This is a genomic window from uncultured Barnesiella sp. (assembly GCF_946496565.1).
In the GTDB taxonomy this organism is placed as follows: domain Bacteria; phylum Bacteroidota; class Bacteroidia; order Bacteroidales; family Barnesiellaceae; genus Barnesiella; species Barnesiella merdigallinarum.
This window is the reverse complement of sequence record NZ_CAMMHD010000014.1, coordinates 87,153-100,517: the sequence shown is the minus strand read 5'-3', so window position 1 is coordinate 100,517 and position 13,365 is coordinate 87,153. Positions and strand designations below refer to the sequence as shown.

The 13,365-nt window shown below is 50.6% G+C and carries 6 protein-coding genes; all 6 read left to right on the top strand.

Features of this window, described 5'->3' with window-relative positions; all coding sequences use genetic code 11:
- Nucleotides 1–201 precede the first annotated feature (201 nt).
- The 6 genes from Q1K76_RS08860 to Q1K76_RS08835 all read left to right on the top strand — a co-directional run bounded on the left by Q1K76_RS08860 (nt 202) and on the right by Q1K76_RS08835 (nt 13,310).
- Nucleotides 202–744, top strand: coding sequence for an RNA polymerase sigma-70 factor (locus Q1K76_RS08860; protein WP_087408364.1), 543 nt, complete (start codon nt 202–204; stop codon nt 742–744).
- Between the two features lie 140 nt (nt 745–884).
- Nucleotides 885–1,817 (top strand): FecR family protein, encoded by a 933-nt coding sequence (locus Q1K76_RS08855; protein WP_087408363.1) that lies wholly within the window; start codon nt 885–887, stop codon nt 1,815–1,817.
- Between the two features lie 127 nt (nt 1,818–1,944).
- On the top strand, nt 1,945–5,502 hold the full coding sequence (locus tag Q1K76_RS08850) for a SusC/RagA family TonB-linked outer membrane protein (protein WP_241147814.1): 3,558 nt from the start codon (nt 1,945–1,947) through the stop codon (nt 5,500–5,502).
- A gap of 14 nt (nt 5,503–5,516) precedes the next feature.
- Nucleotides 5,517–7,217: a SusD/RagB family nutrient-binding outer membrane lipoprotein gene (locus Q1K76_RS08845; protein ID WP_300132666.1), complete on the top strand. Its 1,701-nt coding sequence runs from the start codon at nt 5,517–5,519 to the stop codon at nt 7,215–7,217.
- A 116-nt stretch (nt 7,218–7,333) separates the two neighbouring features.
- Nucleotides 7,334–11,176, top strand: a complete 3,843-nt coding sequence (locus Q1K76_RS08840; protein ID WP_300132665.1) for a LamG-like jellyroll fold domain-containing protein — start codon at nt 7,334–7,336, stop codon at nt 11,174–11,176.
- Nucleotides 11,177–11,276: 100 nt separating this feature from the next.
- A complete protein-coding gene (locus Q1K76_RS08835; protein ID WP_300132663.1) occupies nt 11,277–13,310 on the top strand; it encodes a LamG-like jellyroll fold domain-containing protein in 2,034 nt (677 codons plus the stop codon).
- Nucleotides 13,311–13,365 lie beyond the last annotated feature (55 nt).

Genomic DNA, 13,365 nt, shown 5'->3' with positions numbered 1-13,365 from the left:
ATTACATTGGCAATCAATTCGTTATAAAGTTTTATTCTTTTTACGACAGTCCCTATATTAGCACGCCGATTTTCCTTATGGAATGCACGATTTATGACCTTAAAAATCTAAGTATCATTGAAAAAAACACAAAATAGACGAATTGCAAACCTTTGATATGCTTTTCAAGAGAGGTATAGATTTTGATATAATTCAAAGTTAATGACACCGATTACTCAAGAAGAAAACGATTTCAACCACATTTTTAGAAGCTCTAAAAATGGGTTCATTCAATTTGCATACTCCTATCTCGGGAATATGCAAGATGCCGAAGATGTAGTCATGGAGTCATACATTCAATACTGGGAAAACAAAGACAAAGAGACCTTCAAGTCGACCAACATAAAAGGATATATCTTTACCATCATCCGCAACCGGTGTATCGACGTACTCGAAGAGCGCAAAAACCTGCTGCAAAAGAACGACGAACTGCACCGCCATCTCATCGGCGAAATCGAAATCAACATCTCCTCGCTCAAAGGGTGCGACCCCTCCGAGCTCTTCACCAGCGAAATCGAAGAGATTGTAAACGACACCATCAAAACCCTGCCCAACCGTACCCGCGAAATCTTCTACGAACGGTACCTCGAACAGAAACCCTACAAAACCATCGCCGAGAACTTCGGCATATCGGTCAAAGGTGTGGAATTTCACATCTCAAAAAGTCTGAACATGCTGCGCAAAAACCTGAAAGACTATCTGTAACCGACAACAGCCTCCGTATTTCCAACGAAAGAGAAGCAGAGCCTCACCCCAGACATCCACGACCCGCCTTAACTCCCCCCTTATAAAAGAATCTTATTTTATAACTAGGGATACAACGATTTATAAGGTTTATATAATGTATGAAAAAAGAAACATTATATAGATATTTTGGGAATTGCGCCACCGAAGAAGAGCGCAATGAGGTCGTGACATGGGCACAGGCCTCGCCCGAAAACCTGAAGGAATTTTGCCGGGAACGCAACATATACAATGCCGTTTTATTATCGACCGACGCCATACAGCACACCCAGTACGACTTCCGCCGCCACTACCGCATACAGCTTCTGCGCATTGCCGCAGTAGTCATTCTGCTGCTTTCGGTAGCCTTCGGAGCCTTCTACTTCACGCTGAGCGACCGTATCGTTCCCCTCTACTCACTCACGGTTCCCGCCGGTAACAGCAACACCCTGCTCTTGCCCGACGGTACCAAAGTATGGCTCAATGCCGAATCGACCATCAAATACCCCTCGTCGTTCATGGGGCTGCAACGCAACATCGAAATCGAGGGCGAAGCCTACCTCGAAGTTGCCCACAACCGATGGAGACCCTTTATCGTCAACACCCCCAACGGAAAGATAAAGGTGCTGGGTACCAAATTCTACGTCACTTCAACCACCGAAGAGAAAGACTTCATGGTATCGCTCATCGAAGGCTCGGTAAAAATCTCGTCGGGCGACAAGAGCGCGACCCTCAAACCGGGCTACCGCGCTCAATTCAAAGACGGCGAATTCAAGCAATCGGTCATCCGCTCGCTCGAGTCGGAACTGTGGAAAGACGGTATCTACTATTTCAAAAACCAATCGTTCGCCGAGCTCATGGATGGTTTTGAAAAGTGCTTCGGCGTAAAAATCAGTATCGACCGAGAGATACAGAGCAACGAGCGCTATACCGGTAAATTCTATCGCTACAACGGTGTACAACATGCCTTACACGCCCTGCAACACGACTTCGATTTCGATTTCAAATGGAACAACGAACATAATACCATTTACATAACTGCAAAACACAAATAACATCTCCATGCCTATGAACATATAACACACCTATTACCCTGAAACACCCAAAACATTTTTTATTCACAATCCTTGTTGAATACCCATAAACACACATATGTATAGAAAAAGTTTAAAAGCACTTATCATGGCTTTTGCTCTGGCTTACGCATTCGAAGCCAGCGCCGATGCGTATTCTCGCATCTCCCTATCCGAAGTGAATACTCCGGTAGAAGACGTTCTGAAAAAGATCGAAAAAGAAGCGAAGTGTCTGTTTGTCTTCAATACACAAGTGGATACCCAGCGTAAAGTAAACCTAAACGTCAAGAATAAAACCGTCAGCGAAGTTCTCGACATCATGTTCAAAGGGACCGACGTATCCTATTCGATACAGAACCCCAACATCATGCTTTCGAAAAGAGCTGTCGCTCAAGAGCAGGGCAAAGGCAACAAGGGTGCTGCCACTGCCGCTCAAGCCACCAACGGCTCGAGAATCGTAACCGGTAACGTGACCGACGCCTCGGGCGAAACCCTCATCGGCCTCACCGTAAAAGTAGCCGGTACCAGCGTAGCCACCGCCACCGACATCGACGGCAACTACTCGATCAAGGTTCCGGCCGGGAGCAACGAACTGGAGTTCTCCTACATCGGTTACCAAACCGTGAAACAACCCATCAACGGGAAAGATAAAATCGACATCGTCATGCGCGACAACACCAAGCTGCTCGACGAGGTAGTGGTTACCGCCATGGGTATCGCCCGTAAGGAAGAGACACTTTCCTACTCGACCCAAACCGTAGGCGGCGACGAGCTGACCCGCGCCAAAGAGGCCAACCTCATCAACTCGCTGCAAGGCAAGAGCGCCGGTCTGGTCATCACGCCCAACTCGGGTGGTGCCGGTGGTGCCTCGAAAATCCTGTTGCGTGGTAACGCCTCGATGCTGGGTAACAACTCACCCCTTATCGTTATCGACGGTGTGCCCATGCAGAACAGCGTAAACGGTCAGATGGACATGGACGGCGGCGGTGCCACGATGATGGCCGACGGTTCGAAAGAGAGCAGCGACGCCCTTTCGCAACTCAACCCCGACGACATCGAGTCAATCACCGTGCTGAAGGGTGCCAACTCGGCCGCCCTGTACGGTAGCGCCGCTTCGAACGGTGTACTGATGATTACTACCAAGAAAGGTAAAGAGGGTCAGTTGCGTATCGATGTATCGAGCAGCACCACCTTCGAGACTCCGCTCAAGTTGCCCCAGATACAAAGCGTATACGGTGCACAGATGTCGGGTTCGGTAGAAAACGGATTTTCGATGGGATCATACAGTTGGGGCCAACGCATGAACTCCCTCGGCAACGAATATTACGACACAGCCAACTCGCCCTATCACCTTACCCGCAACTCATACGATATCAGCGACTTCTACCGCACGGGTACCAACTTCAACAACTCCATCTCGTTGAGCGGTGGTACGAAAGTGGCCCAGACCTATTTCTCTTACGGAAATACGACGGCCAACGGTATCGTCGAGACCAACAAGTTCGAGCGTCACAACATCGCCCTGCGTCAGAGCTTCTCCTTCTTCAAGGACAAACTCAAGATTGACATCTCGGCCAACTACATCAACCAGAAGACCAAAAACCGCCCCACCGGTGGTACCTTCTTCAACCCCATCTATCAACTTTACACCTCGCCGCGTAACCTCGACATGAATTGGTATCGCAAGAACTACTACGACACCAACGCGACTTGGGAATCCAACCCATACAGCTATATTGTATCGCAAGTAGGTAGCAATGGAATGCCCATATCTGTAATAGAAAATGGTAGAACCGTTACACTCTCCGACTCGAATTACGGCAAACAAGTATGGTTTACCGACGCCATCAACCTGAACAACCCCTGGTGGTTGCTCAACCGCATGACCAGCGAAGAGGTAATCAACCGTACCTTCGGCAGCATCACGGCCAACTGGCAGATTATCCCCGACCTCAACCTGCAGGCTCGTATCAAATACGACTACAACGAGCGCAACGACGAATCTCGCCAATATGCCTCGACTTGGGGTAATGCCGAAATGATCGACCGCGGCCGCCTCATCCTCGACCACACCAAATCGAGCGACTTCTACGGCGACTTCATGTTGAGCTACAACAAGCAGATTCAAGACTTCACCATCGGTGTAAACGCCGGCGGTAGTATGATGAACTCGTCGTACGACCAATGGATGATTACCCCTATCGCCAAATCGGGTGCTCCCTATACCGAGGACCACTCGTGTAACCAGTTCGTGCTCTCCGACATCTACATCAACAGCAGCGACAACTACGGAGGTCTTACGACCAAAAACTGGGAACGCGCCATCTTCGCTACTGCTCAGGTAACCTGGCAAGACAAGGTAACCGTCGAGGGTAGCTACCGCGACGACTGGTACCGCGCCTTCACGCAGTTCAAAGACATGGACCCCCACTTCGCCTACTATTCGGCAGGAGCTTCGGCCCAGATGAACAAACTGCTCTCTTTGCCCGACCAAATCAACGAACTGAAGCTCCGCGCCTCTTACTCTGAGGTAGGTAACTCGATTCCCAACAACTTGTTCCTGGCTTCGGCCTCGCGCAACCCGGCTACCGGTGCCTACATCAGTAGCGCCATCATCAACTTCAAGGATCCCAAACCCGAAACGACTCAATCGTTCGAGGCCGGTTTCGATGTAAGCCTGCTCGACCGCTCCATCTCGTTGCAAGCTACCTACTACAACGCCATCATGAAAAACCAGTTCATGAAATACGAAGGTGCCGCCGGTAAAGAGATCTATATTAACGGTGGTAAAGTGCGCAACCAAGGTGTCGAGTTGACCGCATCGTATATCTTTGCTCCCAACAACGACTTCAGTTGGATTACCACTTTCAACTACGCCTACAACGACAACAAGATCCTCACCGTAGCCCGCAAGCAAAACGGTCAGAAATATATCCACGAAGTTGACATGGGTAACCTCAGCGGTCTGAAAATCAAATTCGAAGAAGGAGGCTCATATGGCGATCTCTATGCTGTGGACTTCATGCGAGACGAAATCACAGGTGAAATCGTAGTTGATCCAGATACAGGAGCACCCTTCAAACTCAATGGTCAAGCCAATGAATATCTGGGGAACATGAATGCCAAGCACACTTTGGGATGGTCCAATACGTTCAATTACAAAGATTTATCATTCTACTTCCTCATCGACGGTAAAGTAGGGGGTAAAGTCATCTCTTTCACCGAGGCTTATCTCGACCAATTCGGTACCTCGCAACGCACAGCCGAAGCCCGCGACCTTGCCATAGCCAACAACCTCTACTGGACCTCGGAAGATGGGACCATAACCAAACCCGCTATGTATATCCCGGGTACCAACACCTTGGTACCGGTCGACCAATATTACCAAACCATCGGCGGTGGTTCGCCAGTAGGTCGTAATTATGTATACGATGCCACCAACTTCCGTCTGCGCGAGATTTCGTTGGCCTATACCTTCCGCAATCTCTTCGGCCCAAGCAAGAACCTCACGGTTTCGGCTAACGCCCGTAACCTCTTCTTCCTCTACATCAACGCTCCCATCGATCCCGATACATCGTTGAGTACGCAAAACGCTCTGGGTAATGTCGATATCTTCAGCATGCCCACGACCCGTTCATTCGGTATCTCTCTTAAAGCATCATTCTAACGAAAAGTAGCATTATGAAAAAGACAATATATTCTTCCGTATTTGCATTGGCCGCTGCTGTGACTCTGGTAGGCTGCGGCGACCCCCTGCTTGACGACCTGAACTCCAACATCGAAGTCGGGTCAGGCGACCTCTCCATAGCCGAGACTTACGAACAAGCTGCCGGTATGTTCCTGACAGCACAACAAAAGATGCACGACATAGGAGCCCAGAACGGAGCACACATCTACCAAGTGCAGTTCAATATCCACATCGATAATTATTCAGGTTATTTAGCCGGAACTCAGAACTTCAGTGGTAACCTACCCTCGACCTATCGCTACTTCGCCCAATACTGCGACGGCCCCAAAGCCAGTTTCTTTCTGGTAGCACAGGCCGCCCTGCCCGTCATGCGGTCGGCATCCCAGCTCAACCTGAAAGAGCTCGGCGCCATGTGTAACATCATGTACTGCTTCTCGGCCCTCGAGTTGTCAGACATATATGGACCCTTCCCCTGGACCGACTACAAAAACGACGTTCAGGAGCCGCCTGTTACCTACGAGCCCATGGACCAGATTTACGACTCGCTCTTTGTCAACCTCAAAGATGCCGGCGAAATCTTGAAAAACTTCAACAACACGCCTAAAGCTCACCAGGATACCATCAACGACATTCTGGCTCAATACGACAAAATCTGCGGTAGCGTAGATACCTGGCGCCAGTTCTCCAACTCGATTCGTCTGCGTATGGCCATGCGCATGAGCAACGTCAATCCCGACCGGGCCAAAACAGAAGCTGAAGCTGCCATCAACGACGGCCTCATCGAAAAGAGCATCGAGTACAACACTATGGTCAACCACGGTACCAACCACCCGCTGGCCTTCATCTCGATTCTGTGGGACGATACCCGCATGAACGCCTCGCTCGAGAACATCATGAAGCGGCTTAAAGTTCCCTTTATGGACAAGCTATTCGACAAGAACAGCGGCGACATCCGCAACGAAGACGGCGAAGTTACAATGGCTGCCAAATCGGCTATTGTAGGTGTTCCCACCGGCATCCAGCTCACCCCGCGCGACGACAACAATCAATACACCAAATACTCGGGTGTATCGAGTGCATTCGCCAACTTCCCGCTGGCCATCTTTAAACTCTCGGAACGCTATTTCCTCCAGGCCGAAGCTGCCCTGCGCTGGAACATCGGCGGTTCGATCAACACCAACTACCTGAGAGGTGTGGCTGCCATGTTCGATGAATACAATATAGCACAGACCGATCCCGAATTTATCGCATATTGGAATCAGGAATCGGCTGATACCACGATTGACTACGTCGACCCGCACAACGAACGTAACAACAAAAAAGGTCTGCTCACCGTGGGTGTAAAAATCAACAACAGCGACGATAACAAGACGAAACTCGAGAAGATTATCACCCAGAAGTGGCTGGCACAGTTCCCCATGGGCCTCGAGGCTTGGAACGACCTGCGCCGTACAGGTTATCCCCGTATCTTCCCGGTTAAAGATATCGGTGATGGTTCGCTGGGGAAAGGCCGTATGGTTCGCCGTATACCTTGGAACATGACCGACGCCGCAGCAGCCCAGGATGTAAACACCTCGGGTATCGAGGCTCTGGGAGGTAGTAACTTGATGCGTACTACCCTGTGGTGGGATGTTGTAGATCCTGCCGGATTGGGCGACAACCGCCGTTGGGAAACCGAAGCTGCCGGTCAGTAATCCCGTATAACAGAAGAGGCTGCTCCACACAAATGGAGCAGCCCTCTTCCTCCCTCTTATCATACATCAAGAATTTTTTGAGATCTTATTATTCACTAAAAAACAAAACAAAAAACATGAAAGCACCGAAACTACTTCTGTCCGTACTGGCTTGTGCCGCCGCAGTGGGTAGCTATGCCCAAAACGTGCCGACACACGACTCTTACGTGATGCCTTTCGATGATGGAAAATCCAAACCGTTCTCTGAATACTTCAGAGAGTGGGAACCCGGGACTCCCCTCTCGGAAGACGAGAACTTCTACATCTCGCGTGTACCTCTGAAACAACGCTTCGAGAACTCGGCCACACAGGTAGATCCTACCATGACTACCGCCCGCAAGTTCTGTTTGTGGACTCCCATGGGTATCTCCGATACCTACTGGCAATCGCTGCCCCGCTATGTATTCGACGGCGATAACTTCAGCATGTGGTCTTATGTCGATTCGCAAGGCGGCTGGTCGCTCCCCTGGGTGCGTGTACCGGGCGCATACAGCGACGTGACTCACCGCAACGGTGTAGCCAACAGTGGCGGTCTCGTATTCTTCGACTCGTGGGGCGGTGACAACACCGAATCCAACAACAGCGTAAATATGCTGGTTGAAAAAGATGGGGGAGGCCAATTCAAATGGGTTGAGAAATTCGTGAAATTCCTGCGCTACTACGGTGTAGACGGTATAGGTATCAACCCCGAGGGTCCCGTGCCCCAAGCCTCGGCCCTGCAAGACTTCTTCATACAATGCCGCGAATATGCCGAGTCGATTGGCTGGCAGTTCCACGTATACTGGTATGGAACCAACACCAACACCGGTTCAATGGACTTGGGCCATGTATTCAACTCTGGTAAAGCCAACTGGTTGTGGAAAAACAACAAGCAGGTTACCGACATGTATATGCTCAACTACGCCTGGGGTACAGAGGGCAACAGTCCCATCGACTCTGAAAACTACGCCCGTTCTATCGGTGCCGATCCCTATACCCTCTATGCCGGTTACGATATCCAAGGCAACTGGCTGGGCCGCGGTCCCTGGTCGCAGCTGAAAAACGCCGACCTGTCGATTGCCTTCTGGGGCAACCACACCACCAACATGATTTACCAGAACTCGTCGGAGTACGGTTCGGGCGACGAAGCCGTACAAAACACCTATCTGGTAAAACAAGAACAAGTTTTCTCGGGAGGTAACCGCAACCCGGCCAAACGTCCGGCTGTCGCCGACGGAATCACCAGCTCGAGCGATGCCGGCATGAAACTGTTCCACGGTATCGCCGAGTTCCTGCCGGCCCGAAGCGTGCTGCAAGAGTTGCCGTTCGTTACCCGCTTCTGCCTGGGTAATGGTAAGACCTTCCGCAATGAGGGTAAGGTGACTTTCGACCACAAATGGTTCAACGTGGGTGTACAGGATTACATGCCCACCTGGCGCTGGTGGATTACCGACGACAATAAAAACGTGCCCGAAGACTGTATCGAGGGCGGCTTTACTTTCGACGATGCCTGGTATGGCGGTTCGGCCATGAAATTCAACGGCGCCACCACCGTATCGAACGTACGCCTGTTCAAGACCAACTTCAACGTATCGGAAAGCGATGTAGTATCGATGGTCATCAAACTGAACAGCGGTAACGACACACACATGAAACTCTTCTGGTCGTTCGTTGGTAGCGAGGATCAACTCCACTACTACGACATCACGGGTGCCAAAGAGGGCGAGTGGACCAAAATCTCGGCCAAAGCTTCTGAGATGGGCATGAACGGCAATGTGGCCCTCATCGGTCTCAAGTTCGAAAACACCCCTGCCAACTACGAAATCCTCATCGGCGAGATGTCTATCATCCCCGCCAAAACGTTTGCTCCGGTACAACCCACCATCACAACGGCCGAAAACAATATCCTGAAAAAACGTACCTACAACTCGCTCGACTTCAAGTTCAGCTGGGACTGCGCATCGACCAAAAACGACGCCGATCCCTCTATCCCCGTCTATAACGAAGATGTAGATACCTGGTACTTCGAAGTATATGTACAGGCCAAGGGCGAAGATCCTATCCTCTGCGGTACCACCTCGTCGTGGGCACACTATGTAGTGGGTGCTCCCGTATCGGCCAATACCGAAGTGTCCGACTACCGCGTGGGTGTTTGCGCCGTAGCGCCCGACGGTGTAACCAAGAGCGCCATCACCTGGACCAACTACATGACTACCGGCTTGACGCTGATCGATGGTATCGTATGCAACAAATCGGTGATCAAAGCCGGCGAAGAGTTCACCCTCTCGCTCATCGACCCCAATCAGGAAGAGCCTTTCTCGTGGGAAATCTATAACGCCACTACCGGCGGAACTGCAGTAGCTACTCAAGACGGCGGCCGTTCGTTCACAACCTCTCTCAACGAAGAGGGTTACTACGATGTAAAACTGACCAAGTTCGACTTAAGCGAGCTCAACTATCGTGGCTATGTACAAATCTCGCCCGAGAGCACAGGTGCAATCCCATCGATCGAAGATTTCACGGCTTCGAAGACCAACGTAACCAACGCCGACGAAGAAGTCACGCTGAGTTACACCGGTAACAAAGGCGAAGGTACCGTATCGCGCGGTCTTCGTATCGACGACCCCTATATCTTCCGTATCCCCGCTGAATTCTTGCCGATGAATCAGAACCAATACACCATCGCTTTGTGGATCAAACCCGAGAAATTCACCTTCGCAAAGTATGGTATGGGCCTCATTGGACAAAGAGACCTGAATATTAGTTGGCCGGATAACAACTGGGGGGCTATTTGGGTAGATGTTTGGCCCGGAATAGCAAATGCCAACAATGAAAAGGATCTTCCGGCCAATACGGTTTCATTCTCCATGTGGGGAGATGCCGGACGTGGATACCAAGATCTTAAATATCCTGTGAACGGAGCCACAAACCCGCACGAGAATCCTAACTTGGCTTGCTGTACCGACGGCCGTTTCGCCGGAACAACGACCGAATCGTATAGTCTCTCAGAAAACCAATGGTCTCATATCGTGATTTCTTACGACGGTGCCAAACAACGCATCTACTTCAACGGTAAGAAAACGGGCGAAAACGAAAGACCCAAATTAACATATCGTCAAGTAAACAATGGGTCCAAAACTGTTACAGAAGCTCCTATTTATATCGGTGGTTCTCGTGTGTACTTTGCCGGATTTATCGGAGAAATCGACGATGTACAAGTTTGGCACAAAGCCTTGAGCGACAACGAAGTAATTGATGCCATGAAGGGTTACGACGGTCGTGAAATCCCCAGCGACCTGAAAGGTTACTGGACATTCGAAAGTGACGACTACAACGAAGCCGACAAGACCTTCGAAAACAAAGGTACACTTTCGACCGATGCCAAAGCTGCTTACGTTGAAATCAGAGGTTCGGGTGGTGAAAACACTTCGAAAAACGAAGAGAACCTCATGCCCGCCAATATCAACGTAGAGGGTAACCCCGCCATGTCGGGTACTATGCCCATCACGACCACCTCGACCTTCTCGATTCCCGATGCCGAGGTAGTGAACAACGGCGACAACGCTACGGCCACCTTCAGCAAAGACGGCAAATACAGCGTAACGCTCACACTGACCAACGGCTGGGGGTCTGCTACGATGACCAAAGACGAGTACATCGTAGTAGTTCTCGAAGGATCGGGCGTTGAGGACAACCTGGTGAACAACCTCACCGTATATCCCAACCCCTTCATCGACAACGTGAACCTGCAATTTGCTGCCGATGGCAACTATGTAATCGACGTATATGACGCACAGGGTCGCCTGGTAACAACCCGCAAACACGAGGCTATGGCCGGCGAAATCTGCACGCTTACGATCAACGGCGGTAAAGGTGTTTACTACGTTGCTGTTTCGAAAGACAACAAACGTATCAGAACACTCAAAGTAGTAGCCGAGTAATTATTGGCAATTCAACTCCACCGCACACGCTCCGTCGTGTACGGTGGAGTTTATTACATAAATTTCATTCATACACTTATTCTTAATAGCTTTTTTATTTATGAAAAAACTTTACATTCTGATGCTTACGGCTCTGCTGGGCGGAGCCTTGGCAAACGCTCAAAGCCCTCTCGAAGGGTACAACGCTCCTACCTATACAGGCGGAATAGGTAATGTAGGAAATATCATGACATTCAGTACTTCGGGTGCCTTGGAAGACCTGAACAGCATCTCTATTCCTAAAGAACCCAGCGGCAAAATTGCTCAAGAGTTGTTGGTTGCTCCGGGTAGCAAAGTAGATCTCACCATCAATATCGACACGTGGTGGGGACAATTCGTTACCTTCTGCGATGCCAACGAAACGAAAGAGATGACCCGCCTTATCCTCTGCGGTAACTCGGGAAACGGTGGATTTGAGAATCATACTACCGGTGTAACGGTATATGTTGAAGATGGAGCTACCAAAGTCTCGGAGGGTACGCTTCCCTCGTTCACGGTTCCTGCTTCGGCCGAAGAGGGTACCGTCTATCTGCTACGTATGATGTTCATCGGTGGAACCGACAACGTCACCACCTATGACGGGACCTACGCCGAGGGTACTTACTACGACGTGAAGATAACCGTAAAATCGAATATCCAGAGATATGCCATCAACTTTACCACCCCCGAGAACGGAACGCTCTCAATCAAGAACGGCGAAACTGCCCTTACTTCGGGTACTGAAGTTGCCGAGGGTACCGTACTGACCATCACCGCTACCCCCAACAGTGGCTACGAACTGGTATCGGTAAAGAATAATGGCGAGGTTTATCCCAACTCGACCTATACGGTCAATGCTGCTGCCAACTTCACCGCCGAGTTCAAACAACTGGCCACCACGGGCGACGCCATGTTGATGTCGGCTCCCGGTTACGGAAGCGAAGAGGCTCAACTGCGATTCAGCGATACGGCTCTGGGCTCTCACAATACCGATCAAAATCAAGTATCGAGCGATCAACGGTCGCACAACTACACCTTCTCGGCCTGGGTTTCGCCCATGGGCTACAACGGTGTATTCATGGGTCACGTACAAAACAGCATTACCTGGAAGGTCGAAGGCTCTTACGGTATAGGTGTACAAGACGGTAAACTGGCCGTATGGTATCGTATCTGGGATGGCAACTCGACGGCTTGTGCCGGTGCTACGGCCCCTGCCGTATCGGAAACAACTACGCTCTATCCCGGCGAATTTGCCTTCATTACCTTGGCAACCAGCAACAACGGCAATACATTCACCGTCTACAAAAACGGTGAGGTAGCCCTCACGCAAGAGGTAGGTCAAGGTGGTCTGGCCCTGCTCTACGATGCTTGCGACTTTGCTCTTGGCGACTCGAAATACAACCAGATGGCCTCGAAAGTAGAAGAGGTTCAGCTCTGGAACCGCACGCTTACGCCCGAGGAGATCAAAGCTTCGATGTACGGCTTCAACGAAATCCCCGACGGTCTGGTAGCTTACTATCGCCCCGAATCGGCCACGAGCACTACGGTCGAGAATCTGGCCGGCGATGTCGATGCCTACTATCGTCAGAACGGAACACTCTCGAACAAGAGCTTCCCCATGGCTTCGGCTATCCAAATGACCAACGGTCGTGAAACGGTGAACGTAACCTACAACACCCCGGCCGAAGAGAATGCCGCTTATGAGCTGCAACGCTACAACGTGGCTCTGGCTCAATCGCCTGCTGCCGTGAAAACATACAGCAACCTCTATGCTGTAAACCAAGGCAACACCTACGAAATCAACTCGATTACGGTAAACGGTGAAGCTCTCGCCAACGTAACCGACCCCATTCAAGTAGGAACCGAAGATGTAACTGTCGATGTTACCTTCTCTTTGGCTTCGGCCATCGACGAGGTAGCCGCCGAGACCATCTACTTTAACAGCAACGTGCTCTACATGCCCCAAGGTGCAACAGCCGTAGTTTACAACCTGCTGGGTAGTGCCGTAGCCGAAAGTGCCGAACCGGCCACCAATCTCTCGAACCTGCCCGCCGGTATTTACCTGGCCAAGGTTTCGATAAATGGCAATCATACGATTGTTCGTTTCAAAAAATAATTTACCTTTGCAGTGCGCCCCGTACCCGGCTCTTACGAGTGCGGGGCGTTTTTCA